Source organism: Nocardioides aurantiacus (genome assembly GCF_003752505.1).
GTDB classification, from domain to species: domain Bacteria; phylum Actinomycetota; class Actinomycetes; order Propionibacteriales; family Nocardioidaceae; genus Marmoricola; species Marmoricola aurantiacus.
This window is the reverse complement of record NZ_RKHO01000001.1, coordinates 114,850-138,280: the sequence shown is the minus strand read 5'-3', so window position 1 is coordinate 138,280 and position 23,431 is coordinate 114,850. Positions and strand designations below refer to the sequence as shown.

25 protein-coding genes and 1 tRNA gene are annotated in these 23,431 nt (G+C 72.3%); 11 read left to right on the top strand and 15 right to left on the bottom strand.

Translation table 11 applies throughout. The annotated features are described in order from the left end of the window. Positions 1-30 precede the first annotated feature (30 nt). From EDD33_RS00660 to acs, 3 genes are all read left to right on the top strand, one after another. Positions 31-483 carry a DUF485 domain-containing protein gene (locus EDD33_RS00660; protein WP_211332365.1) on the top strand — a complete coding sequence of 151 codons (453 nt, stop codon included), beginning with the start codon at positions 31-33 and terminating at the stop codon, positions 481-483. Further along, complete coding sequence (locus tag EDD33_RS00655; protein ID WP_123388696.1) at positions 480-2,108, top strand: solute symporter family protein; 1,629 nt, start codon at positions 480-482, stop codon at positions 2,106-2,108. Before EDD33_RS00660 ends, EDD33_RS00655 begins: the two co-directional genes overlap by 4 nt. 131 nt (positions 2,109-2,239) lie before the next feature. Then, positions 2,240-4,237 carry an acetate--CoA ligase gene (gene acs, locus EDD33_RS00650; RefSeq protein ID WP_123388695.1) on the top strand — a complete coding sequence of 666 codons (1,998 nt, stop codon included), beginning with the start codon at positions 2,240-2,242 and terminating at the stop codon, positions 4,235-4,237. A gap of 85 nt (positions 4,238-4,322) precedes the next feature. Here the strand turns inward: acs and EDD33_RS00645 are convergent, their stop codons facing one another. Next, complete coding sequence (locus EDD33_RS00645) at positions 4,323-4,871, bottom strand: NADPH-dependent FMN reductase (protein WP_123388694.1); 549 nt, start codon at positions 4,869-4,871, stop codon at positions 4,323-4,325. A gap of 105 nt (positions 4,872-4,976) precedes the next feature. Continuing rightward, entirely contained in the window at positions 4,977-5,981 is a 1,005-nt protein-coding gene (locus EDD33_RS00640) for a TerC family protein (RefSeq protein ID WP_123388693.1), read from the bottom strand. Between the two features lie 274 nt (positions 5,982-6,255). Here EDD33_RS00640 and EDD33_RS00635 point away from each other — a divergent pair, with 274 nt between their 5' ends. After that, a complete protein-coding gene (locus tag EDD33_RS00635) occupies positions 6,256-6,657 on the top strand; it encodes a phage holin family protein (protein WP_056542511.1) in 402 nt (133 codons plus the stop codon). A gap of 9 nt (positions 6,658-6,666) precedes the next feature. On the opposite strand, the gene EDD33_RS00630 is transcribed toward EDD33_RS00635, so the two are convergent. From EDD33_RS00630 to nth, 4 genes are all read right to left on the bottom strand, one after another. Beyond that, the gene (locus EDD33_RS00630) at positions 6,667-7,842 is read right to left on the bottom strand and encodes a MarP family serine protease (protein ID WP_123388692.1); all 1,176 of its coding nucleotides are present in this window, start codon (positions 7,840-7,842) and stop codon (positions 6,667-6,669) included. A 74-nt stretch (positions 7,843-7,916) separates the two neighbouring features. Beyond that, on the bottom strand, positions 7,917-8,576 hold the full coding sequence (locus tag EDD33_RS00625; RefSeq protein ID WP_246003286.1) for an NUDIX hydrolase: 660 nt from the start codon (positions 8,574-8,576) through the stop codon (positions 7,917-7,919). Beyond that, a complete protein-coding gene (locus EDD33_RS00620; protein ID WP_170169662.1) occupies positions 8,573-9,115 on the bottom strand; it encodes a TlpA family protein disulfide reductase in 543 nt (180 codons plus the stop codon). The genes EDD33_RS00625 and EDD33_RS00620 overlap by 4 nt, the downstream gene beginning before the upstream one ends. Next, a complete protein-coding gene (nth, locus tag EDD33_RS00615; protein ID WP_123388691.1) occupies positions 9,112-9,834 on the bottom strand; it encodes an endonuclease III in 723 nt (240 codons plus the stop codon). The genes EDD33_RS00620 and nth overlap by 4 nt, the downstream gene beginning before the upstream one ends. A 197-nt stretch (positions 9,835-10,031) precedes the next feature. Here nth and EDD33_RS00610 point away from each other — a divergent pair, with 197 nt between their 5' ends. After that, positions 10,032-10,709 (top strand): Crp/Fnr family transcriptional regulator, encoded by a 678-nt coding sequence (locus EDD33_RS00610; RefSeq protein WP_056542524.1) that lies wholly within the window; start codon positions 10,032-10,034, stop codon positions 10,707-10,709. A 28-nt stretch (positions 10,710-10,737) separates the two neighbouring features. On the opposite strand, the gene EDD33_RS00605 is transcribed toward EDD33_RS00610, so the two are convergent. From EDD33_RS00605 to sp36, 4 genes are read right to left on the bottom strand one after another with little or no spacing between them, the layout of a single operon-like run. Further along, a complete protein-coding gene (locus tag EDD33_RS00605; protein WP_246003285.1) occupies positions 10,738-11,541 on the bottom strand; it encodes an MBL fold metallo-hydrolase in 804 nt (267 codons plus the stop codon). Beyond that, positions 11,538-12,404, bottom strand: a complete 867-nt coding sequence (locus tag EDD33_RS00600) for an NUDIX hydrolase (RefSeq protein ID WP_170169661.1) — start codon at positions 12,402-12,404, stop codon at positions 11,538-11,540. The genes EDD33_RS00605 and EDD33_RS00600 overlap by 4 nt, the downstream gene beginning before the upstream one ends. Positions 12,405-12,406: 2 nt before the next feature. Then, positions 12,407-12,877, bottom strand: coding sequence for a RidA family protein (locus EDD33_RS00595; RefSeq protein ID WP_123388690.1), 471 nt, complete (start codon positions 12,875-12,877; stop codon positions 12,407-12,409). Then, positions 12,874-13,029, bottom strand: coding sequence for a Sp36 family protein (gene sp36 / locus EDD33_RS00590; RefSeq protein ID WP_123388689.1), 156 nt, complete (start codon positions 13,027-13,029; stop codon positions 12,874-12,876). The genes EDD33_RS00595 and sp36 overlap by 4 nt, the downstream gene beginning before the upstream one ends. A 46-nt stretch (positions 13,030-13,075) precedes the next feature. On the opposite strand from sp36, the gene EDD33_RS00585 reads away from it, so the two are divergent. Continuing rightward, entirely contained in the window at positions 13,076-13,792 is a 717-nt protein-coding gene (locus EDD33_RS00585; protein WP_123388688.1) for an alpha/beta hydrolase, read from the top strand. A gap of 78 nt (positions 13,793-13,870) precedes the next feature. Here EDD33_RS00585 and EDD33_RS00580 read toward each other — a convergent pair whose 3' ends face one another. The 3 genes from EDD33_RS00580 to EDD33_RS00570 all read right to left on the bottom strand — a co-directional run bounded on the left by EDD33_RS00580 (position 13,871) and on the right by EDD33_RS00570 (position 16,452). Then, complete coding sequence (locus EDD33_RS00580; RefSeq protein WP_123388687.1) at positions 13,871-14,959, bottom strand: alkene reductase; 1,089 nt, start codon at positions 14,957-14,959, stop codon at positions 13,871-13,873. 99 nt (positions 14,960-15,058) lie between these two features. Then, entirely contained in the window at positions 15,059-15,685 is a 627-nt protein-coding gene (locus tag EDD33_RS00575) for a CoA transferase subunit B (RefSeq protein ID WP_123388686.1), read from the bottom strand. Beyond that, the gene (locus EDD33_RS00570) at positions 15,682-16,452 is read right to left on the bottom strand and encodes a CoA transferase subunit A (RefSeq protein ID WP_123388685.1); all 771 of its coding nucleotides are present in this window, start codon (positions 16,450-16,452) and stop codon (positions 15,682-15,684) included. The genes EDD33_RS00575 and EDD33_RS00570 overlap by 4 nt, the downstream gene beginning before the upstream one ends. A 140-nt stretch (positions 16,453-16,592) precedes the next feature. Here EDD33_RS00570 and bagA point away from each other — a divergent pair, with 140 nt between their 5' ends. After that, positions 16,593-17,609, top strand: coding sequence for an ATPase BagA (bagA, locus tag EDD33_RS20230; protein WP_246003284.1), 1,017 nt, complete (start codon positions 16,593-16,595; stop codon positions 17,607-17,609). Beyond that, positions 17,606-18,844, top strand: coding sequence for an ArsA family ATPase (bagB, locus tag EDD33_RS20225; RefSeq protein WP_123388683.1), 1,239 nt, complete (start codon positions 17,606-17,608; stop codon positions 18,842-18,844). The genes bagA and bagB overlap by 4 nt, the downstream gene beginning before the upstream one ends. A 53-nt stretch (positions 18,845-18,897) precedes the next feature. Here bagB and EDD33_RS00555 read toward each other — a convergent pair whose 3' ends face one another. Next, positions 18,898-19,203 carry a WhiB family transcriptional regulator gene (locus EDD33_RS00555; RefSeq protein WP_123388682.1) on the bottom strand — a complete coding sequence of 102 codons (306 nt, stop codon included), beginning with the start codon at positions 19,201-19,203 and terminating at the stop codon, positions 18,898-18,900. A 193-nt stretch (positions 19,204-19,396) separates the two neighbouring features. Here EDD33_RS00555 and EDD33_RS00550 point away from each other — a divergent pair, with 193 nt between their 5' ends. Then, the gene (locus EDD33_RS00550; protein ID WP_123388681.1) at positions 19,397-21,655 is read left to right on the top strand and encodes a transglycosylase domain-containing protein; all 2,259 of its coding nucleotides are present in this window, start codon (positions 19,397-19,399) and stop codon (positions 21,653-21,655) included. 57 nt (positions 21,656-21,712) lie between these two features. Here EDD33_RS00550 and EDD33_RS00545 read toward each other — a convergent pair whose 3' ends face one another. After that, positions 21,713-22,174 carry a GatB/YqeY domain-containing protein gene (locus EDD33_RS00545; RefSeq protein WP_342773571.1) on the bottom strand — a complete coding sequence of 154 codons (462 nt, stop codon included), beginning with the start codon at positions 22,172-22,174 and terminating at the stop codon, positions 21,713-21,715. Positions 22,175-22,200: 26 nt separating this feature from the next. Between EDD33_RS00545 and EDD33_RS00540 the strand changes: the two genes are divergently transcribed. Continuing rightward, a complete protein-coding gene (locus tag EDD33_RS00540) occupies positions 22,201-23,175 on the top strand; it encodes a metallophosphoesterase (protein WP_123388679.1) in 975 nt (324 codons plus the stop codon). Positions 23,176-23,245: 70 nt separating this feature from the next. After that, positions 23,246-23,322: transfer RNA gene (locus EDD33_RS00535), tRNA-Pro, on the top strand. The last annotated feature ends 109 nt before the right edge of the window (positions 23,323-23,431 follow it).

Genomic DNA, 23,431 nt, shown 5'->3' with positions numbered 1-23,431 from the left:
GTCCTCACGCCTGCGCAGAAGGGTGCCCCCATGAGCCACACCGCGTCCCCACCCCCCGACGGGAGGACCGCCGCCGGCGACGCCGCGGCCGACGCCGACCGCGCCCGGACCGAGCGGGAGTCCTCGGACCAGGCCGCCCGGCACGACCCCGTCTACGACCGGCTGCACGACATGGCCGAGTTCACCGAGCTGCGCCGTCGCTACCGCGGCTTCGTGTTCCCGGCGACCGTGGCCTTCCTGGTCTGGTACCTGCTCTACGTCATCCTCAGCAACTGGGCGCCGGGCTTCATGGGCGCCAAGCTGTTCGGCAACATCAACGTGGCGCTGGTCTTCGGCCTGCTGCAGTTCGTGACCACGTTCCTGCTGGCCTACGCCTACAGCTCGTTCTCCAACCGCAAGCTCGACCCGCTGGCCCGCCAGCTCAACGAGGCGTACGAGCGCGGCCGCCGCGGCGGCTCCGACGAGCGGGAGGCCCGCGCATGAGCACCCAGGTCCTGACCACGACCCTCTTCCTCGCCGTCGTCGCACTGACGATCGGCATCACCTTCTGGGCCAGCCGCCAGACCTCGGGCGCGGCCGACTACTACGCCGGCGGCCGCAACTTCTCCGGCTTCCAGAACGGCCTGGCCATCGGTGGCGACTACATGTCGGCCGCCTCGTTCCTCGGCATCTCCGGTGCCATCGCGCTCTCGGGCTACGACGGCTTCCTCTACTCCATCGGCTTCCTGGTGGCCTGGCTCGTGGCCCTGCTCCTGGTCGCCGAGGTGCTGCGCAACTCCGGCCGCTACACGATGGCCGACCAGCTGGCGTACCGGATGAAGCAGCGCCCGGTCCGCACCGCGGCCGCGACGTCGACCGTCGTGGTCTCGATCTTCTACCTGCTCGCGCAGATGGTCGGCGCCGGTGCGCTGGTCTCGCTGCTGCTCGGCATCGACGGCCAGTTCGCCACCAACGTCACCATCTTCGCGGTCGGCGTCCTGATGGTCTTCTACGTCACCGTGGGCGGCATGAAGGGCACCACCTGGGTGCAGATCGTCAAGGCCGTCCTGCTCATGGCCGGCTCGGCGCTGATCGTGGTCCTGGTGCTGGCGCAGTTCAGCTTCAACCTCTCCGACCTGCTCGGCACCGCCGCCAGCAACAGCGGCAAGGGCTCGGCGTTCCTGGAGCCGGGGCTGAAGTACGGCGTCTCCACCACCAGCAAGATCGACTTCCTCAGCCTGGGCCTCGCCCTCGTGCTGGGCACCGCTGGCCTGCCGCACATCCTGATCCGCTTCTACACCACCCCGACCTCGCGGGACGCCCGCAAGTCGGTGCTCTGGGCCATCGGCCTGATCGGCGTGTTCTACCTGTTCACGCTGGTCCTGGGCTTCGGTGCCGCCGCGCTGCTGGGCGACTCCGACATGGAGCGCGTCACCGCCTCGGGCGGCAACCTGGCCTCGCCGCTGCTCGCCGAGACCGTCGGCGGCGGCTCCGGCTCGACCGGGGGCGCGATCCTGCTCGCCGTCATCGCAGCCGTCGCCTTCGCCACGATCCTCGCGGTGGTCGCCGGCCTGACGCTCACCTCGAGCGTCAGCGTCGCCCACGACCTCTACAACAGCGTGTGGCGCAAGGGGAAGGCCACCGAGAAGGAGGAGCTGAAGGTGGCGCGCATCGCAGCCGGCGCCATCGGCCTCGTCGCCATCATCCTGGCCATCCCGGCGCAGAAGCTCAACATCGCCTTCCTGGTGGCGCTCGCCTTCGCGATCGCGGCCTCGGCCAACCTGCCGGCGATCGTCTACAACATGTTCTGGCGACGCTTCAACACCCGCGGCGCCGTGTGGAGCATCTACGGCGGTCTGATCAGCTCGGTGGGCCTGGTGATCTTCAGCCCCATCATGTCCGGCAAGACCGACGCCGCGACCGGGGCCAACCTCTCGCTGCTGCCGGCCTCGATCGACATCTCGTGGTTCCCCCTGGAGAACCCCGGCATCGTGTCGATCCCGCTGGGCTTCCTGCTCGGCTACCTCGGCTCGGTCACCAGCAAGGAGCCGGCCGCCGAGGACCGCTACACCGAGCTCGAGGTCCGCGCCCTCACCGGCGCCGGCGCCGAGGCGTCGGTCCAGCACTAGGCACCACGCAGCACCCGCACCCCGCCTGCGGACGACCCGATCGGAGGGTCGTCCGCGGGCGGGCTCGGGAGTAGGTTCGGCTGACACGTGAGCCGCGCCACCAGTCGTCGACGAGTAGGAGAAGGCACCCCATGACGGAGTCCAACGAGACCCTGGCCAACCTGTCCACCGAGGAGCGCCGCTTCGAGCCGCCCGCCGACCTGGTCGAGTCCGCCAACCTCACCGAGCAGGCGTACGCCGACGCCGAGTCCGACCGCCTCGGGTTCTGGGAGAAGCAGGCCGAGCGCCTCGACTGGGACCAGAAGTGGGAGCGCGTCCTGGACTGGGACGACCCGCCGTTCGCCAAGTGGTTCGTCGGCGGGCGGATCAACGCGGCGTACAACTGCGTCGACCGGCACGTCGAGGCCGGTCACGGCGACAAGGTCGCCTTCCACTGGGTCGGAGAACCGGAGGACGACGCCCGCGACCTGACCTACGCCGACCTCAAGGACGAGGTGTCCAAGGCCGCCAACGCCCTGGTCGAGCTGGGCGTGCAGACCGGCGACCGGGTCGCGATCTACATGCCGATGATCCCCGAGACCGCGATCGCGATGCTAGCCTGCGCCCGCCTGGGTGCGCCGCACACCGTGGTCTTCGGCGGCTTCTCCTCCGACGCGCTCGCCAGCCGGCTCGCCGACTGCGACGCCAAGGTGGTCGTGACCGCCGACGGCGGCTACCGCCGCGGCGCCCCCTCGGCCCTCAAGCCCGCCGTCGACGAGGCGGTGCAGAAGGCGGCCGACAACGACGGCCACCAGGTCCGCAAGGTCCTGGTCGTACGCCGCACCGGCGAGGACGTCGCCTGGGACGACGAGCGCGACGTCTGGTGGCACGACGCCGTCGACTCCGCCTCGCCCGAGCACGCGTGCGAGTTCTTCGACGCCGAGCACCCGCTCTACGTGATGTACACCTCCGGCACCACCGGCAAGCCCAAGGGCATCCTGCACACCACCGGCGGCTACCTCGTCGGGTGCGCCTACACCCACTGGGGCATCTTCGACCTCAAGCCCGAGACCGACGTCTACTGGTGCACCGCCGACGTCGGCTGGGTGACCGGTCACTCCTACGGCGTCTACGGCCCGTTGGCCAACGGGGCGACCTCGGTGATGTACGAAGGCACCCCGGACACCCCGACCAAGGGACGCTGGTGGGAGATCTGCGAGAAGTACGGCGTCACCATCTTCTACACCGCCCCCACCGCGATCCGGACGTTCATGAAGTGGGGCGGCGAGATCGCCCAGGACCACGACCTGTCGAAGATCCGGCTGCTCGGCTCGGTCGGGGAGTCGATCAACCCCGAGGCCTACGTCTGGTACCGCGAGAACATCGGCGCCAGCACCGCCCCGATCGTCGACACCTGGTGGCAGACCGAGACCGGGTCGATCATGATCTCGCCCCTGCCCGGCGTCACCCACGGCAAGCCGGGCTCGGCGATGAAGTCGATCCCCGGCATCGTCGTCGACGTCGTCACCGAGGACGGCGAGTCGGTGCCGAACGGCTCCGGCGGCTTCCTGGTCGTCAAGGAGCCCTGGCCCTCGATGCTGCGCACCCTGTGGGGCGACGACGAGCGGTTCAAGGACACCTACTGGTCGCGGTTCGCCGACCACGGCTTCTACTTCGCCGGCGACGGCGCCAAGAAGGACGACGACGGCGACATCTGGCTGCTCGGCCGCGTCGACGACGTCATGAACGTCTCGGGCCACCGCCTCTCGACCACCGAGATCGAGTCGGCGCTGGTCTCCCACCCCAAGGTGGCCGAGGCGGCCGTGGTGGGCGCCGCCGACGAGACGACCGGCCAGGCCGTCTGCGCCTTCGTCATCCTGCGCGAGTCGGCGCTGGCCGACGGCGAGGAGGCCCCGGAGTCGCTGATCCAGGAGCTGCGCAGCCACGTGCAGAAGGAGATCGGCGCCATCGCCAAGCCCCGTCAGGTGATGGTCGTCCCCGAGCTGCCCAAGACCCGCTCGGGCAAGATCATGCGGCGGCTGCTCAAGGACGTCGCCGAGAAGCGCGAGGTCGGCGACGTCACCACGCTGGCCGACTCGACCGTGATGGACCTCATCGGCAAGGGCATGAAGAGCTCCTCCGACGACTGACCCGCGGCTGACGCGTCAAGCGCCCCGGTCCGCTCCGGCGACCGGGGCGCCTGGCGTCCCGGGGGACGTACGCCGCGCGCGGGGCTCAGGCCGCGACGCGCTCCCGGCCCGCGTCGACGAGCCGACCGACGAGCAGCCGCAGGGCCGCCTCGACGTCGGCGTCGGTGATCGCGCCGTCGACCACGGTCTCGTGCACCGTCGCGACGCCCAGGGCGTCGTCCAGCGGCTGGGCGCCGGCGACGCGCAGCACCTTCACGAGGTCCTCACGGGCCCACTGGGCCCCGCGCGGCGAGGGGCTGACCGAGAGGACCGCGGCGGGCAGGCCGTCGATCGGCGCGGCACCGCGGGGGCGCGAGGCCCAGTCGATCGCGTTCTTCAGCACGCCGGGGATCGAGCCGTTGTACTCCGGGGTGGCCACGACCAGCGCGTCGGCGCCGCCCAGCGCCTCACGGAAGGCGAGCACCGAGGCCGGAGCCGCGTCGCCGTCGAGGTCCTGGTCGTAGTGGGGCAGGTCGCCGAGGCCGGCGTACACCTCGGCCCGGACGCCCTCGGGCAGCAGGCCCGGAACCGTGGCGACGAGCTCACCGGTCCACGAACCGGCGCGCAGGCTGCCGACGAGCATCAGGATCTTCATGGGGAGGCCTCTTCCGTTGACGTTTGAACGTTCAACAGAACAGGTCGGCCGGCGCCCTTGTTCCGTGAGCCGGGTCACCCCGGCCCCGAGGGGCCGGGGTGGGCCTCAGAGGCTCTTGACGCCCGGCTTCTCGTCCTTGCTGGGCAGGCCGGTCTTGGCGAGGCTCAGCACGGTCGTGAGGACCAGCGTGCCGATGATGACACCCAGCGAGACCAGGGTCGGGATGTCGGGGGCCCACTCGATGTGCTCGCCGCCGTTGATGAACGGCAGCTCGTTCTCGTGCATGGCGTGCAGGATCAGCTTCACGCCGATGAAGAACAGCAGGAAGGCGAGCCCGAAGGACAGGTAGACCAGGCGCTCGAGCAGCCCGCCGATGAGGAAGTAGAGCTGCCGCAGGCCCATCAGCGCGAAGATGTTGGCCGTGAGCACCAGGAACGGCTCCTCGGTCAGGCCGTAGATCGCCGGGATCGAGTCGAGCGCGAACAGCAGGTCGGTGGTGCCGAGCGCGATGATCACGATGAACATCGGCGTGATGACCCGCTTGCCGTTCTCCGTGGTGAAGATCTTCGAGCCGTGCCACTCGGCGGTGGCGGGGAAGCGCTTCTCGACGAACTTGATGAGGCGGTTCTCCTCGAACTCCTCCTCCTCGTCGCTGGCGCCCTCCTTGGCGAGCTTGGCGGCGGTCCAGATCAGGAAGACGCCGAAGATGTAGAAGACCCAGCTGAACTGCTCGATGGCCGCGGCGCCGACGAAGATGAAGATGCCGCGCATGATCAGGGCCAGCACGATGCCGACGAGGAGCGCGGACTGCTGCAGCTCCTTGGGCACCCCGAACTTGGCCATGATGATCAGGAAGATGAACAGGTTGTCGACCGAGAGGGAGTACTCGGTCAGCCAGCCGGCGAAGAACTCGGTGCCGTACTGGTGACCGGCGAAGACCCACACGCCGATGCCGAAGGCGATGGCGAGCCCGATGTACGCCGCGAGCGCGACGCTGACCTCGCGCCGGGAGGGCTCGTGCGGGCGACGGCCGATGATGAGGATGTCGAAGAGCAGCACCGCGACGGTGATGCCGATCGTGAGCCACCAGACGAGGGGGGAGACGACCACGAGAGAGACGACCTTAGGTGTTCTGGCTGCGCCGGGACGCAGACGTTGTCCGGAGGTCTCTTCCGCCACCGGCCGCCGTGTCGCGCCGCTGACCGACGCGTCCGGGTCAGGGTGCGTCCTGGCCGTGCTGACGAGCGCGTCGCGAGGGAATACTCCCCTCCCGGGCGACCACTCTCTCACTGCAGCGTCCCCGGGACCAACCGCGGCGGCGCGGCGCAGTCGTGACGGTAGGGTCTCAGCGAACCCCGGCGTCCCCAACCGAAGGCAGCACCCCATGGCACACCGCGAGCCCGCAGTCACCGAGGAACCCACGATCGGCAAGCTGGTCGTCGACGCCAGCCGCGACGTCTCCGGCCTGATCCAGAAGGAGATCGCGCTCGCCAAGTCCGAGCTCAAGGTCTCCGTCCGCGCCGGCGGCATCAGCATCGGCCTGTTCGCCGCGGCGGCCTTCCTGGCCCTGCTCGCGATCATCATGCTGTCGGTGGCGATCGCCCACTTCATCTCCTTCACCGGGCTCGACCTCGCCTGGGGCTTCCTGATCGTCTTCTTCCTCTACCTGCTGATCGCCGGCGTGCTCGGCTTCGTGGGCGTCAAGAAGCTCAAGCAGGTCAAGGCCCCCGAGCGCGCCATCGGCCAGGCCAAGGAGTTCCCGAGCGCCCTCAAGGGCAAGCGCTGAGCCGACCGCTCAGGTGCAGTTGCCGCTGGACACCCGGGCGGTGGCGTCGATGCCGACGGCGGCGGCGCGGCCGACCTGGCGGGCCGTGAGGGCGTAGCCGGTGTCGGCGTCGCTGACCGAGGCCGCGAAGACGACGCCGAGGACACGACCGTCGGTGGACACGAACGGGCCGCCGGAGTTGCCGGGGCGCACCAGGCCGCGCAGCGAGTAGACCTCGCGCACGACGGTGCCGTTGCCGTAGATGTCGGGCGAGCGCAGCCGCTGGTCGGCGCGAATCCGCACGGCGCGGGCGTCGTACGGGCCGTCCTGGGGGTAGCCGAGGACGGCGCCCTGCTGGCGCTCGTCGCCCTGCAGGTCGAAGCGCAGGGTGGGACCGTCCAGCCCGGGCACGGCGAGCACGGCGACGTCGATGTCGGGGTCGTAGTGCACGACCGTGGCGTCGAGGGTCTCGCCGCTGTCGGTGACCACCTGCGGCTCGGTGACCCCGGCGACGACGTGGGCGTTGGTCATCAGCCGCTCGGGGGCGTAGAGGAAGCCCGAGCCCTCGACACCGCTGCCGCAGCGGTTGCTGCTGCGCACCTTGTAGACGCTGCGGCCGGCCTCGCGGACGTCGGGGTCACGCAGCACCCGCGGCCGGGCCGGTGCCACCTCGACGATGCGCTCGGGGGCGAACGGCTCGAGGTAGCGGGGGAAGAAGCTGTTGCCGACCACGGAGTCGAAGGACCGCAGCACCTGCTGGGCCTGCACCGGCATCGCGTCGTTGACGGTGACGAGGACCTTGCTCTCGCGGACCTGGGGGCCGATGCCGGGGAGCCGGGAGCCGCTGATCGCGACGCCGAGCATCCAGGCCACGATCAGGACCGCGACCACGCTCAGCACGGACCCACCGAGGGCGTCCACCGCACGGACGGGCTGCCACGTGATCCGGTCGCGGATCCGGCTGCCGACCCACTGGAAGATCGCCTGCCCGATCGAGGCCAGCACCAGCACCACGAACAGCGCGCCGAGCGAGACCCACAGCGACGGCGCGGCGTCGCCGAGCAGCTGGGGGGCGAGCAGGATGCCCGCGAAGCCGCCGAGCACGAGGCCGGCGGTGGCGAAGGCGCCGGTGACGAACCCCTGCCAGTAGCCCGAGAGCGCGTAGGCGAGCACCAGCGCGACCAGGCACCAGTCGAGGAGGTTCATGGCTGCGCTCTCGGTTCGGCGGGAGGGGACGGCTGCAGGGACGGGCCGGAGGGACGCCCGGAGGGGTCAGGCGCTCAATCTTGGCCCAGGCCGAGCATGTAGTCCGGTAATGGGTGCTCGACGTGCGGGTCCCACCGACGGGTCAGCCCGACGTGGTCGAAGAGCTTGTTGACCAGCCCGGCCGTGAAGCCCCAGAGCACCAGGTCGTGCTGCTCGCCGATCAGGAACCCCGGGCTGCGGTAGCCCATCGGGTGGGTGACGGTGACGCGGTGCTGCGGGTCGAGCAGCTCCTCGAGCGGGACGCGCAGCACGGCGTGCACCTCGTCCGCGTCGACGACCCCGACCGGGACCGGCTCGCGCCACCAGCCCAGCACCGGGGTGACGGCGAAGTTGCTGGGCGGCAGCCACAGCTCGGGCAGCGAGGCGAGCACGTCGACGCCGGCCGGGTCGAGACCGGTCTCCTCCTCGGCCTCGCGCAGCGCCGCGGCGACGGGCGAGGCGTCGGTGGCGTCGATGGAGCCGCCGGGGAAGGACACCTGGCCGGGGTGCGAGCGCATCGTGTGGGCCCGCTCGGTCAGCAGCAGGTCGGGGCCGCGCTCACCCTCGCCGAAGAGCATCAGCACCGCGCCCTTGCGGGTGCTGGCCCCCTCGGGCGGGACGAAGCGGCTGATGTCCTCGGCCGTGATGGTCGCCGCGCCCCGGCGGATGGGCTCCATCCAGTCAGGCAGGCTCACGCACGCACCCCGAGGTGCTCGGCGACGAGGTCCTCGAGCTGACGGACCGACTCGATCTCGACGTACTGCTGGAAGACGACCTCGCCCCCGGCGTCGACGAGCACGATCCGCGGCAGGATGCGGGTGCGGGTCACCCCGTCGGGGTCGGAGTAGAGCGGGTAGGTCACGCCCGTGTCCTCGACGAGCTCCTTCGCCCGGCCGGTCTGGGTGTCCTGGAAGTCGATCCCGACCACGTCGACGCGGCCCTGGAAGGCCTCGGAGAACGACTGGTAGTAGGGCAGCTCCTCGCGGCAGGGCGCGCACCAGCTCGCCCACACGTTGAGCACCAGGGGCCCCTTGACCGACCCGAGGTCCAGCGGCTCCCCCGACCCGTCGAACGGGTCGAGCCGGACGTCGGGCAGCTCACCGCTGGTCTCGCCCTCCAGGGACGGCTGCTGGTCGGTCCCGGTCGAGCTGTCGGCGGGGTCCACTCCGGACGCGCACCCGGTCAGCAGCAGCGCCGACGCCGCCGCGAGGGCGAACCGGCGCCGGCGCCTCACGCCGGCCCCTGGGTCTTCACGAGCGCGGCAGCGGCCTCGGCCTCGGTCGGCCCCGCGCCGTACGACGGGCACCAGTGCGCCACCGTGCAGGCACCGCAGGCCGGCTTCTTCGCGTGGCAGACGCGGCGACCGTGCCAGATCAGGTGATGGCTCAGCATCGTCCAGTCGCGCCGGGGGAACAGGGCGCCGATCGCGTGCTCGGCCTTGACCGGGTCGGTCTCCTCGGTCCAGCCCAGCCGCCGGGCCAGTCGCCCGAAGTGGGTGTCGACGGTGATGCCGGGGACGCCGAAGGCGTTGCCGAGCACCACGTTGGCGGTCTTGCGTCCGACGCCGGGCAGCTTGACCAGGTCGTCGAGCCGGGGCGGCACCTCGCCGCCGTGGTCCTCCACCAGCGCGGCCGAGAGCTTGAGCAGCGACTCGGTCTTGGCGCGGAAGAAGCCGAGCGGGCCGACGATGCGCTCGAGGTCCTCGCGGGGGGCGGCCGCCATCGCCCGCGCGTCGGGGTACGCCGCGAACAGCGTCGGCCGCACGGCGTTGACCCGGCGGTCGGTCGTCTGGGCGCTGAGCACCGTGACGACGAGGAGCTCGAAGGGGCTGTCGAAGTCGAGCTCGCAGCGGGCGTCGGGGTAGGTCTCGGCGAGGACGCGGTCGACCTTGCGAGCACGGCGCACGAGGGTGGTGGCGGGACCGCTCGACGGGGCGACGGGGGTGGCGGGCACGGCCCCAGGGTACGGGCGCGACCAGCCCGCGCCGGGTGCGAGGTGCGGGCGCCGGGACCACCGCGGCCCGGTCACGCTCCCGGCCCCGCTCCCGGCCCACGGTGTGGTCGCGTGGCGATCGCGTGGCCGATGGGACAGACTGTGACCCGCGGCACCCGCCCACGCCCGGGGTGCCCCTGAGGAAGGGAAACCGACGCGTGACTAACGACGTACTCCGCCAGGCGCCGCTGTTCAGCGCGCTCGACGACGAGGCGGCCTCCGCGCTGCGGTCCTCCATGGGCGAGAACCGGCTCCGTCGGGGTGAGGTGCTCTTCCACGAGGGCGACCCGGGCGACAAGCTCTACATCGTCACCGACGGCAAGGTGAAGCTGGGCCGCACGTCCTCCGACGGCCGCGAGAACCTCCTGGCGATCCTCGGTCCGGGCCAGATGTTCGGCGAGCTCTCGCTCTTCGACCCCGGCCCGCGCTCGGCCACCGTCACGGCCGTCACCGAGACGACGTTCCTCTCGTTGTCCCACGACGACCTGCTGCGCTGGCTCGAGGGCCGCCCGGGCGTCGCGCTCGGCCTGCTCTCCCAGCTGGCCGGCCGGCTGCGCAAGACCAACGAGGTCGTCGCCGACCTGGTCTTCTCCGACGTCCCCGGCCGGGTGGCCAAGGCGCTGCTCGACCTGGCCGACCGCTTCGGCCGCACCGCCGACGACGGCGTCCACGTGCACCACGAGCTCACCCAGGAGGAGCTGGCCCAGCTGGTCGGCGCCTCGCGGGAGACCGTCAACAAGGCGCTGGCCGACTTCGCCTCGCGCGGCTGGCTGCGCCTGGAGCCCCGCTCGGTCGTGATCCACGACGTCGAGCGGATGCGTCGCCGGGCCCGCTGACCGGGCGTCCGGACGCGCCTGCCGGGCCCTAGCGGGCCAGGTGGGCGAGCTGGGCGCGCACCGAGAGCTCGGCCGCACCCCAGAGCACCGGGTCGACGTCGGCGTAGACGACCTCGACCACGCGGCGCGGCAGCGCGTCCTCGTCCAGCTGCTCCTCGCGCAGCGCCGCGAGCGCGGCCTCGACCTGCGCCAGCCGGTCGCGGCGGTGGGCGCGGTAGCGCTCCAGCACCCCGAGAGCGTCGTCGAGGACCGGGCCGTGGCCCGGCAGGACCCACGTCAGGCCCTGCTCCTGCGCCAGCGCGTGCAGCCGGTCCAGCGAGCCGAGGTAGGCACCCAGCTGGCCGTCGGGGTGGGCCACCACGGTGGTGCCCCGCCCGAGCACGGTGTCGCCGGTCAGCACGGCCGACTCCGCGGGCAGCACGAACGACAGCGAGTCGGCCGTGTGGCCGGGGGTCGCGACGACCCGGACCTCGAGACCGTCGACCTCCACCACGTCGCCCCCGGCGAGGCCCTCGGAGCCCAGCCGCCACTCCGGGTCCAGCGCGCGTACGCCGCACCCCATCCGCTCGGCGAACTCGCGGGCCGCCTCGGAGTGGTCGAGGTGGTGGTGGGTGAGCAGCACGACCCCCACCTCCCCCGCGGCCTCGGCGACGGCGTCGAGGTGGCCGGCGTCCGGAGGACCGGGGTCGACCACGACCGAGCGCCGGGCGCCGGGCTCGCGCAGCACCCACGTGTTGGTGCCGTCGAGCGTCATCTCGTCGGCGTTGGGGGCGAGCAGGCACCGGGCGCGCTCGCCGAAGCGGCCGCCGGTCCAGGCGGCGGCCTCGGTCACGGGCGACGCTCCAGCAGCTCCTGCATCCAGGGCGGGGTGGTGAGCGTGGCGCCCTCGGCGTCGTCCGGGTCCTCGACGAGCTCCGGCACGAACATCTCGACCGTGCGGTCGGAGCCGGCGGCCAGCACGTCGTCCGGGCCGGGGTGCTGGGCCACCTCGAGGCAGGTCATCCACGTCGGCGGCAGCATCAGGATCTGCTCGGCGTCGGCCTGGGCCACGGCGTCCAGCGCCGGCAGCCAGGCGACGGCGTCGGACTCGGTGGAGACGTCACGGGTGCGCTGGCCCTCGGGCAGGACGGCGGCGAAGAACCACGTGCGGTAGCGCCGCGGCTCGAACTCGGGGGTCAGCCAGGCCCGCCAGGGCGCCAGCAGGTCGGTGCGCAGCACCAGCCCACGCCGCTCCAGGAAATCGGTGAAGGCGAGCTCGCGACCCTCCAGCGACGCCCGGTCGCGCTCCCAGTCCTCGCCGGTCACGTCGGCGACGACGGTCTCGGCGGACTCACCGGCCAGGAGCACCCCGGACTCCTCGAAGGTCTCGCGGACCGCGGCGCACACCAGCGCCCGGGCCGTCGCCTCGTCGGTGCCGAGCCGGTGGGCCCAGGTCGCCGCGTCGGGACCGGCCCAGCGCACGTCGTGGTCGTCGAAGTCGCGGGGGTCCACCCCGCCACCGGGGAAGACGCACATGCCGCCGGCGAAGGCCATCGAGGTCTGCCGCCGCAGCAGGTAGACCTCGGACCCGCCCGTGCGCCCGGGCCGCAGCAGCACCACGGTCGCCGCGTTGCGCGGCTCGACCGGCTGCTTCTCGCCGGTGGTGAAGGCGCGCGCGCTCTCCACGAAGGCCGCGGGCAGCTGCACCCGGGCCACGCTCAGACCTCCACGACGAGCTCGACCTCGACCGGGGCGTCGAGCGGGAGCACGGACACCCCCACCGCCGAGCGGGCGTGCCGGCCCGTCTCGCCGAAGACCTCGCCGAGCAGCTCCGAGACGCCGTTGGCGACCTGCGGCTGGGCGGTGAAGTCGGGCGAGGAGGCGACGAAGACCACGACCTTGACCACCCGGCGTACGGCCGAGAGCTCGCCGACCTCGGCGCGCACCGCGGCCAGCGCGTTGAGCGCGCACTGGCGGGCGCAGTCGACGGCCTCCTCCTGGGAGACCTCGGCCCCGACCTTGCCGGTGAGCAGCAGCTGGCCGTCACGCATCGGCAGCTGACCCGAGGTGAAGACGTGGGCACCGCTGCGCACCGCCGGTACGTACGCCGCGACGGGCGCCGCCACCTGCGGCACGGCCAGGCCGAGCTGCTCGAGGCGCTCCTCGGGGGTGGCCGCGCCGGCGGTCACTGCTTGGGCCGCTTGAAGTAGGCCACGAGGTTCTCGGGGTTCATCCCCGGGACCATCTGCACCAGCTCCCAGCCGTCGGAGCCGAAGTTGTCGAGGATCGCCTTGGTCGAGTGGACCAGCACCGGCGCCGTCAGGTATTCCCACTGGGTCATGACGCCACCCTAGGGCGTCCCGCGGGCCCCTCCTAGGCTGCCCGGCATGACCGGTGCCCTCCCCGACGCCACCCTGCGCTGGGCCGACCACGACGACGGCGTCCTCGACGTGCACCTCCCCGGCGGTCGCCTCCCCCGGCAGGCCGCGCGGACGGTGCTGCTCGTGCACGGCGGCTTCTGGAAGTCGGCCCACGACCGTCGCCACACCCGGGAGCAGGCCCGCGCGCTGGCCGACCTGGGGTGGGTGGTGGCGACCCCGGAGTACCGCCGCGTCGGCGCCGGCGGCGGGTGGCCCACCACCGGTCGCGACGTACGCCGGGCGCTGGACCTGCTGCCGGAGCTGCTCGGCCGGATCGGTGTGCGCTCCGGCCCCACCTGGGCGATGGGCCACTCCGCCGGGGGCCAGCTCGTGCTGTGGCTCGCCGCCACCGGAGCACCGCTCGACGGCGTCGTCGCCCTCGCACCCGTGGCCGACCTCGCGGAGGCGCTGCGGCTCGACCTCGGCGACGGCGCGACCGCGGCACTGCTCGGCGACCAGCCGGTCGGGGAGGCCGACCCGGTCACGCTGCTGGACCGGCGCCCGCCGTACGACGTCCGGGTGGTGCACGGCTCCGCCGACGAGGCGGTCCCGCTCCCGCTCAGCCGCGGGCTGGTCGAGCGGCACCCCTGGATCGACCTGACCGAGCTCGACACCGACCACATGTCACTGATCGACCCCGGGTCGGACGCCTGGCCGACGGTCGTCGCGCAGCTGCCCGGCTGACCGACATCGCGCGGGGACGGCACGAGGCCCGGGACGCGCGGTGTGCGCGTCCCGGGCCTCGTCGGGTCCGAGCGTGGGTCAGCTGGCCTGGTCGAGCGTGGGGTAGTCGGTGTAGCCCTCGGCCCCGCCGCCGTAGAAGGTGTCCGCGTCGGGCTCGTTGAGCTCCGCGCCCTCGGCCCAGCGCTTGGCCAGGTCGGGGTTGGCCAGGAACGGCCGACCGACGACGACCGCGTCGGCCAGACCGGTCGCGAGCAGCTCCTCGACCGAGTCCAGGCTGGTCACGTCGCCGAAGCCGCTGTTGAGCAGCACCGGACCGCCGAAGCGGGCCTTGAGGTCCTTGACCAGCGCCTCGAGCGGCTCCAGCGGGCTGGCGAGCAGCGAGAGGTAGGCCAGGCCCAGCGGGGCGATGCCGTCGACGACGGCGCGGTAGGTCGCCTCGAGGTCGTCGCCCGGCTCCTCGCCGATGCCGTTGAACTGGTGGCCCGGGGACAGGCGTACGCCCACCCGGTCCGCGCCGATGGCCGCGGCCACGGCCTGCACGACCTCGACGACGAAGCGCGCCCGGTTCTCCGGCGACCCGCCGTGGTCGTCCTTGCGGAGGTTGATCGTCGGGTCGAGGAACTGGTGGAGCAGGTAGCCGTTGGCCGCGTGGACCTCGACCCCGTCCAGACCGGCGTCGACCGCGTTGCGGGCGGCGGTGGCGTACTCCTCCACGACCGAGGCGAGCTCGTCGGTGGCGATCTCGCGCGGCTCGTCGTGGGGCTTGGGGCCCTGCGCGGTGACCATCTCGCCGGGGGCGCGCACGGCGCTGGCGGAGACGGTGTCGACGCCGTCCTTGTTGTCGGCGTGGGCGATGCGGCCCGCGTGCATCAGCTGCGCGACGACGGTGCCGCCGTGGCGGTGCACCTCGTCGGCGACCGTGCGCCAGCCGGCGACCTGGTCCTTGGTGTAGAGGCCCGGCACGTTGAGGTAGCCCTGGCCGACGTGGCTGGGGGCGACGCCCTCGGTGATGATCAGCCCGGCGCCCGCCCGCTGCCCGTAGTAGGTGGCGTTGAGCTCGGTGGGGGCGTTGCCCTCACCGGCGCGGTTGCGCGTCAGCGGGGCCATGACGAAGGACTGCGGGAGCTCCCAGCGGCCGATTCGGACGGGATCGAATGCACGGGTCACGAGGTGGACCTCCGAAGTAGTGGAAAGTTTGACCACTCCAGAACGTCGGGGCCCACCCAGACATTCCCGACATCGTTCCCGAGGTCGGCGTACGCCGCCTCAGCGGACGGTCGGCTCGGTCTTCTCCCGGACCTCGTCCTCGGTGACCCCGGGGGCCAGCTCGACCAGCCGCAGCCCCTCGGGCGTGACGTCGAGGACGCACAGGTCGGTGATGATCCGCTCCACGACACCGCGACCGGTGTAGGGCAGCGAGCACTCCTCGACGATCTTGTAGGAGCCGTCCTTGGCGGTGTGCTCCATCAGCACGATCACCCGCTTGGCGCCGTGGACGAGGTCCATCGCGCCGCCCATCCCCTTGACCATCTTGCCGGGGATCATCCAGTTGGCGATGTCGCCGGCGGCCGAGACCTGCATCGCGCCGAGGATGGCGGCGTCGATCTTGCCCCCGCGGATCATCCCGAAGGACAGGGCGGAGTCGAAGATCGACGACCCACGCCGCAGCGTGACCGTCTCCTTCCCGGCGTTGACCAGGTCGGCGTCCTCCTCGCCCTCGAGCGGGTAGGCCCCGACGCCGAGGATGCCGTTCTCGGACTGCAGCACCAGCTCGACGTCGTCGTCGACGTAGTTGGGCACCAGGGTCGGCAGCCCGATGCCGAGGTTGACGTAGGACCCGTCGGTCAGCTCGGAGGCCGCCCGTGCGGCCATCTCCTCGCGGCTCCAGCTCATCGCGGGGTCACCGTCCTCTTCTCGATGCGCTTGTCGGCCGCCTGCTCGGGAGTCAGCTCGACCACCCGGTGGACGAAGACGCCGGGGGTGTGGACCTGGTTGGGGTCGAGGTCGCCGGGGTCGACCAGCTCCTCCACCTCCGCGATGGTGACCCGGCCGCACATGGCGGCGAGCGGGTTGAAGTTCTGCGCCGAGTCGCGGAAGACGAGGTTGCCGTGGCGGTCGCCGCGCCACGCCCGGACCAGCCCGAAGTCGGCCACGAGCGCCTCCTCCATCACGAACTCGCGCGGACCGTCGGGGGTCCCGAAGGTCCGGGTCTCCTTGGGCGGGGAGGCGACCACCACGTTGCCGGCCTCGTCGTAGCGCCAGGGCAGCCCGCCGTCGGCGACCTGGGTTCCGCCACCGGTGGCGGTGAAGAAGGCCGGGATGCCGACGCCGCCGGCGCGCATCCGCTCGGCCAGCGTGCCCTGCGGGGTCAGCTCGACCTCGAGCTCGCCGGAGAGGTACTGCCGGGCGAACTCCTTGTTCTCCCCCACGTAGGAGGCCACCATGCGTCGGATCCGACCGGCGCCGAGCAGCAGCCCGAGCCCCCAGTCGTCCACGCCGGCGTTGTTGGAGTAGGCCTCCAGGTCGGTCGTGCCCTGCGCGAGCAGCGCCTGGATCAGCACCGACGGGATCCCGCACAGCCCGAACCCGCCCACCGAGAGCGTCGCGCCGTCACCGATGTCGGACACGGCCTCGGCCGCGCTCGCAATCACCTTGTCCATGGTCGTCGACCACCTCCTCGGCCGATCCTGCCACGGACATGGCGCAGGTCACATGGCGCCGCCGCACACCCTGCTCCGGACCGGTGTGGGTCGCCGCACACTCCGCCCGGTCGGGGCCGCCCGGCCTCTACGCTCGGGGCGTGCCCTCCCCCTCCCGTCCGCCCGAGCTGTTCCCGGGGGTCCAGCTCCACGTCGTCTCCGGCAAGGGCGGCACCGGCAAGTCCACCGTCGCGGCGGCCCTGGCCCTCGCGCTCGCCTCCCGCGGCAAGACCGTGCTGCTGTGCGAGGTCGAGGGACGCCAGGGGGTGGCCCAGCTCTTCGACGTGCCCCCGCTGCCCTACGAGGAGCGGCTGCTCGTGCGGCCCCAGGCCGGGTCGGGCGAGGTCTACGCGCTGGCCATCGACCCGGAGTCGGCGCTGCTGGAGTACCTCGACATGTACTACCGCCTCGGTCGCGCCGGCAAGGCGCTCGACCGGTTCGGCGTGATCGAGTTCGCCACCACCATCGCCCCCGGCGTGCGCGACGTGCTGCTCACCGGCAAGGTCTACGAGGCGGCCCACCGCAACAGCCGCAACAAGGGCGCGCGGAGCTACGACGCGATCGTGCTCGACGCCCCGCCCACCGGTCGGATCGCCCAGTTCCTCAACGTCAACGACGAGCTGGCCGGGCTGGCCAAGGTCGGCCCGATCAAGTCGCAGGCCGACACCGTCACCACGCTGCTGCGCTCCGAGCGCACCGTGATCCACCTCGTCACCGTGCTGGAGGAGATGCCCGTGCAGGAGACCGCCGACGGCATCGAGGAGCTCCGCGGCACGGGACTGCCCGTCGGCGCGGTGGTGGTCAACCAGGTCCGCCCGCAGGACCTCGACCACGACGACCGCGCCGCCCTGGTCTCCGGGTCGGTCGACCGCTCCCGGCTCGGCGGCGTCCTCACCGCGGCCGGCGTCGAGGTCACCGACGACCTGCTCGCGGGCCTGCTCGACGAGGGCGTGCAGCACGCCGAGCGACGCGAGCTCGAGGACGGCCAGCGCGCGCTGGTCCACGACCTCGGGGTGCCGGTGGTCGAGCTGACCCGACTGGCCTCCGGCGTGGGCGGCCGGGACCTCGGCGGGCTCTACGAGCTGGCCGAGCAGCTGTGCACCCAGGGCCTCGCATGAGCGCCGCACCCCGCGCCCGTCGCGCCCGCGCCCGGGTGGGCCCGCTCGTGGCCACCCACGACCCCGCCCGCGTGCTCGACGTCGACGCGCTGCTCGACGACCGCTCGCGGAGCATCATCGTGTGCTGCGGCTCCGGCGGCGTCGGCAAGACGACCACGTCCGCCGCCCTGGCGCTGCGTGCCGCCGAGCGCGGCCGCAAGGTCGTGGTGCTGACCATCGACCCGGCACGGCGGCTCGCGCAGTCGATGGGCATCGAGGCCCTCGACAACACCCCCCGCCCGGTGTCCGACATCGACACCGCCGCCGGCGGCTCGCTCGACGCGATGATGCTCGACATGAAGCGCACCTTCGACGAGGTCGTGCAGAGCCAGGCCAGCCCCGAGAAGGCGGCCCAGATCCTGGCCAACCCGTTCTACGTCGCGGTGTCCAGCTCCTTCGCCGGGACCCAGGAGTACATGGCGATGGAGAAGCTCGGACAGCTCGACGCCGAGGCGCGGCGTACGGGTGCCCACGACCTGATCGTCGTCGACACCCCGCCCTCGCGCAGCGCCCTGGACTTCCTCGACGCCCCCGAGCGGCTCTCCAGCTTCCTCGACGGCAAGTTCATGCGGCTGCTGCTGGCCCCGGCACGGGGTCCGGCCCGGCTGATGACGGCCGGGTTCGGGATGGTCACCAACGCGGTCACCAAGATCATCGGCGCCCAGGTGCTGCAGGACATGAAGGCCTTCGTCGCCGCCTTCGACACCCTCTTCGGCGGGTTCCGGGCACGGGCGCAGCGCACCTTCGAGCTGCTCCAGGACCGGCGTACGGCGTTCCTGGTGGTCGCCGCGCCCGAGCCGGACGCGCTGCGCGAGGCGGCGTACTTCGTGGAGCGGCTGCGCTCCGAGGACATGCCCCTGGCCGGCCTGGTGGTCAACCGGGCCAGCAGCGCGCCGGCGGGCGGGCTGACCGCCCATGCCGCCCTGGCCGCGGTCGAGCGACTGCGCGCGGGTGCGGACGGGGACGCCGAGGAGCACGACCTCGCCGCGGGCCTGCTGCGGCTGCACGCCGACCGGTTGACGCTGGTCGAGCGCGAACGGGGGCTCACGGGGCGGTTCGCGACCTCGCACCCCGACGTGCCGACGGCGGTGCTGCCGGCGCTGTCGACCGACGTGCACGACCTCGACGGCCTGCGCCGCATCGGCGACCTGCTGGGCGCCCAGCCCGCAGCCCGCCGCGACACCCGACCGCGCTGATCACACCGCGGGTCGCGCCCTCCCCGACCCGACCCGCGGCACGCACCGGTCGGTCAGACCGCCTGGATCCCGCCACCCACGGTGGCCTCGTGCTCGGTCTTGGCCGTCTCGAGCAGCTGTCGCCACGAGGTGACGTTGGGCCGCTTGCGCAGCAGCGCCCGCCGCTCGCGCTCGGTCAGGCCGCCCCAGACGCCCCACTCGATCTCGTTGTCCAGCGCCTCGGCGAGGCACTCGGCGCGCACGGGGCACGCCCCGCACACCACCTTGGCCTTGTGCTGCTCCGCGCCACGCACGAACAGCTCGTCAGGCCGCGACGTCTTGCACAGCGCCACGTTGGCCCACATCTCGTTCCAGGACATAGTTCCCTCCAGAGTCCAAGTCCCGGGCATTTTCACGGCTCGTACCGATACGTCCGTTTTCACCCAGGAATCAGACTAAAGAGACTGAGAGGATCGAAACAGACACGGAGAGGGCAGATCTGCATAGTCCGTTCGGACTAGATCGGCTGCGCCGCTCGGTCGGATCGTCACCGCGCTCCCGTACCCTTGTGGTATGTCTCGACGCCGTCCCCACGTCTCGTTCGGCACGGTCGTCTCCCACCTCGGAGTCATCGTCGCCGTCTCCGTCGTCCTCGGTGTGCTCACCGCCGGGCTGGCCGTCCCGCTGGTCGGCGCCCTCGGTGCCGGCGCCAAGGCGACCTCGGCCTCGATGAACAACCTGCCCGAGGAGCTGAAGGCCGACCCGCTCGCCGAGCGGACCCGCGTGCTCGACGCCGACGGTGACCTCGTCGCCACCTTCTACGACGAGAACCGCGTCAACGTCCCGCTGGAGAAGGTCTCCCCGGTGATGCGCCGGGCGATCGTGGCCATCGAGGACTACCGCTTCTTCCAGCACGGCGCGCTCGACCTCAAGGGCACCGCACGCGCCTTCGTCAACAACCAGACCGCGAGCGGCAGCACCCAGGGCGGCTCCTCGATCACCCAGCAGATGGCCAAGATGACGCTGGTGACGCAGGCGACGACCGACGAGGAGCGCGCGGCGGCGACCGAGAACACCTACCAGCGCAAGATCCAGGAGCTCCGGCACGCGATCGCCTTCGAGGAGAACTATTCCAAGACGTGGATCCTCGAGCGCTACCTCAACCTCGCCTACTTCGGTGACGGCGCCTACGGCGTCCAGGCGGCCGCCCGCCACTACTTCTCCGTCCCGGCCTCGAAGCTCAACATCAAGCAGGCCGCGACGCTGGCCGGCCTGGTGAAGAACCCCGTCGGCTTCGACCCCACCCGCTTCCCCGAGCGCGCGGAGGCCCGCCGCAACGTGGTGCTGGCCCGGATGGCCGAGCTCGACGTGATCCCCCAGGAGCGCGCCGACACGCTGAGCGACCGCGAGCTCGGCCTCAAGGTCTCCCGGACCCGCAACGGCTGCCTGGGCACCTCGGCACCCTTCTTCTGCGACTACGTGCGCCGCTACCTCCTCGAGGACCCGGCGCTGGGCCGCACCCAGCAGGACCGCGCGCAGCTGCTCAACGCGGGCGGGCTCACCATCAAGACCACCCTCGACCTCGACTACCAGCGCTCCGCCGACGAGGCGACGAGCGAGGCGGTCGACCCCACCGACACCGCCATCGGCGGTCTGGCGATGGTGCAGCCCGGCACCGGCGAGGTGCGGGCGGTCTCCCAGAGCCGCCCGATGGGCCGCGAGAAGGGCAAGGGCCAGACCTACCTCAACTACGTCGTGGACTCCAAGTACGGCGACTCCAACGGCTTCCAGGCGGGGTCGACGTTCAAGGTCTTCGTGCTCGCCGCCGCCCTCGAGCAGGGGCTGCCGCTCTCGACGTCGTTCAACTCCCCCGAGAAGATCTCGATCCCGCAGAGCGACTTCATGTCCTGCGAGGGCTCCTACCCGGTCACCACGCCGTGGGAGCCGGGCAACAGCACCACCAGCGGCCGCAAGGACATGACCACCGGCACCCGGGAGTCGGTCAACACCTTCTACGCCCAGCTCGAGCGCCGCACCGGCCTGTGCGAGCCCTACGCACTGGCCAAGGCCATGGGCGTCGACCTCGCCGACCCCGACCGCGAGCGGGTGCCCTCGTTCACCCTCGGCATCGCCGACGTCAGCCCGCTGGAGATGGCCTCGGCGTACGCCACCTTCGCGGCCCGCGGCATCCACTGCGACGCGCGTCCGGTGTCGCAGATCCTCAACGCCGAGGGCGAGGTGTTCAAGGACTACCCGTCGCGCTGCCAGCGAGTGATGAAGGAGTCCACCGCCGACGCGGTCAACCAGATCCTGCGCGGCGTCCTGGAGCCCGGCGGCTTCGGGCAGGCGCTGGCGCTCACGGTGCCCTCGGCCGGCAAGACCGGCACGATCAACGGCAACATGGCCGTGTGGTTCGCGGGCTACACCCCCACCATGGCGACCGCCGCGATGATCGCCGGCGCCGACCAGGACGGCAACTGGGTCAGCCTCAACGGTCAGGTCGTGGGCGGCAGCTACGTCTACTCCGCCGCGGGCTCGACGCTGGCCGGACCGATGTGGGCCGACGCGATGCGGGGGGTGCAGGAGGAGCTGCCCTACGAGGACTTCACCTCCCCCTCCTTCGGCGACGCCCCGGTCACGGTGCCGGTCGAGGACGTCTCCGGCATGCGTGAGAAGCGCGCGCTGGACACGTTGTCGGGCCAGGGCTTCCAGGTCTCCATCGGCGACCCGCGCGACGGCGAGGGACGCCGCGGCACCGTCGCGGCCACCGAGCCGGCCGCAGGCACCCAGCTCGAGCGCGGCACCACGGTGACGCTCTACCCGTCGCGGTAGGCCGCGCGGACGGTCCTGCTCCGCCCGCGGGCGGCGAGGGACTGCCCGTCGGGGTGCTCAGCCGGCGGTGAGCTGGGCCTTGACCACGGCCGCCACCGCCCCGCCGTCGGCACGGCCCTTGGTGCGGGGGGTGAGCACGCCCATGACGCGTCCGATGGCACGCGGGCCGTCGGCGCGCACGCCCAGCTCGTCGATGGTCTGCGTCACCAGCGCCTCGATCTCGGCCTGGTCGAGCTGCTGGGGGAGGTACTCCGCGATCACGGCCGACTCGGCACGCTCCTTGGCCGCCTGCTCCTCGCGCCCGGCGTCGCCGAAGGCCTCGGCGGCCTCGCGACGCTTCTTGCCCTCGCGCGTCAGCACGGTCAGGACGTCCTCGTCGGTCAGCTCACGGTGCTCCTTGCCGGCCACCTCCTCGGTGGTGACGGCGGTGAGCACCATCCGCAGCGTGGAGGAGCGGAGCTCGTCACGGGCCTTGATGGCGGTGGTGAGGTCGCTGCGCAGTCGCTCCTTGAGGGTCATGGAGACCATTGTGGCAGCCTGGCTCCATGCAGCCGCACCGCATTTCCGGCCCCGTCGAGCCCGCGGCAGCAGCCCGGGCGCTCCGCCTGACCGGGGCCGTCCTCGGCGCGGGTGCGCTCACCGGCGCCGCGACCCTCGCCTACGCCGCCGGCATCGAGGTGCGCAGCTTCGTCGTACGCCGGGTCGAGGTGCCGCTCCTCCCGCCCGGGCACCGGCCGCTGAAGGTGCTCCACGTCAGCGACCTGCACCTGACCCCCTCGCAGGGCCGCAAGCGTCGATGGCTGGCCTCGCTGGCCGACCTCGAGCCGGACCTGGTCGTCAACACCGGCGACAACCTCGCCCACGCCGAGTCCGTCGGTCCGGTGCTCGAGGGACTGGGTCGGCTCCTCGACGTGCCGGGGGTCTTCGTGCCCGGCTCCAACGACTACTTCGCGCCGAAGCCGCGCAACCCGCTGTGGTACCTCCTGCCCGACGACGGCCGGCGCAACACCCACACCCCGCGGCTGCCGTGGGGCGACCTGCGCGACGCCTTCACCGGCGCCGGCTGGCTCGACCTGACCAACACCTCCGGGCGGCTCCGGGTCGACGACCTCGACCTGGCCTTCGTCGGCGTCGACGACCCGCACCTGGAGTACGACGACCTGACCGCCGTCTCCGGACCGGCCCCCCGTGACGCCGACGTGCGCGTGGCGGTCGCGCACGCGCCGTACCTCCGGGTGCTCGACCAGTACGCCCGCGACGGCTGGGACGTCACCATCGCCGGCCACACCCACGGCGGCCAGGTGTGCCTGCCGTTCAAGGGCGCCCTGGTCACCAACTGCGACCTCGAGCCCGCCCGGGCCAAGGGCCTGCACCGGCACCCGGCCGACTCCCGACCCGGCCAGGTGGGCACCTCGTGGCTGCACGTGTCGGCGGGCGCCGGCACCTCGCCGTACGCCCCGGTGCGGCTGTGCTGCCGGCCCGAGGCGACCCTGATGACCTGGACGGCCCGGGACCACTGAGCCCGGGGTCCGGACGTCGCGGACCCGGTTCGGCGCCGCCGGCGGGCTCTGTATAGACTCGCCGGGCCTTCGGGGTGTGGCGCAGCTTGGTAGCGCGCGTCGTTCGGGACGACGAGGCCGCAGGTTCAAATCCTGTCACCCCGACCAGCAGCACGACCCCGGTCCTCACCCTGTGAGGGCCGGGGTCGATCGCTTCCCGGGCCGTTGTGGGGCCTCGCGACCCGACGCCGGGACGATGCTCGGCGAACCCGGTGCA

Coding starts and splice junctions, on each gene's coding strand:
- EDD33_RS00660 (WP_211332365.1), top strand. CDS start 31: ATGAGCCACACCGCGTCCCCACCCCCCGACGGGAGGACCGCCGCCGGC.
- EDD33_RS00655 (WP_123388696.1), top strand. CDS start 480: ATGAGCACCCAGGTCCTGACCACGACCCTCTTCCTCGCCGTCGTCGCA.
- acs (WP_123388695.1), top strand. CDS start 2,240: ATGACGGAGTCCAACGAGACCCTGGCCAACCTGTCCACCGAGGAGCGC.
- EDD33_RS00645 (WP_123388694.1), bottom strand. CDS start 4,871: ATGAAGATCCTGATGCTCGTCGGCAGCCTGCGCGCCGGTTCGTGGACC.
- EDD33_RS00635 (WP_056542511.1), top strand. CDS start 6,256: ATGGCACACCGCGAGCCCGCAGTCACCGAGGAACCCACGATCGGCAAG.
- EDD33_RS00630 (WP_123388692.1), bottom strand. CDS start 7,842: ATGAACCTCCTCGACTGGTGCCTGGTCGCGCTGGTGCTCGCCTACGCG.
- sp36 (WP_123388689.1), bottom strand. CDS start 13,029: ATGACCCAGTGGGAATACCTGACGGCGCCGGTGCTGGTCCACTCGACC.
- EDD33_RS00585 (WP_123388688.1), top strand. CDS start 13,076: ATGACCGGTGCCCTCCCCGACGCCACCCTGCGCTGGGCCGACCACGAC.
- EDD33_RS00575 (WP_123388686.1), bottom strand. CDS start 15,685: ATGAGCTGGAGCCGCGAGGAGATGGCCGCACGGGCGGCCTCCGAGCTG.
- EDD33_RS00570 (WP_123388685.1), bottom strand. CDS start 16,452: ATGGACAAGGTGATTGCGAGCGCGGCCGAGGCCGTGTCCGACATCGGT.
- bagB (WP_123388683.1), top strand. CDS start 17,606: ATGAGCGCCGCACCCCGCGCCCGTCGCGCCCGCGCCCGGGTGGGCCCG.
- EDD33_RS00555 (WP_123388682.1), bottom strand. CDS start 19,203: ATGTCCTGGAACGAGATGTGGGCCAACGTGGCGCTGTGCAAGACGTCG.
- EDD33_RS00550 (WP_123388681.1), top strand. CDS start 19,397: ATGTCTCGACGCCGTCCCCACGTCTCGTTCGGCACGGTCGTCTCCCAC.
- EDD33_RS00545 (WP_342773571.1), bottom strand. CDS start 22,174: ATGACCCTCAAGGAGCGACTGCGCAGCGACCTCACCACCGCCATCAAG.
- EDD33_RS00540 (WP_123388679.1), top strand. CDS start 22,201: ATGCAGCCGCACCGCATTTCCGGCCCCGTCGAGCCCGCGGCAGCAGCC.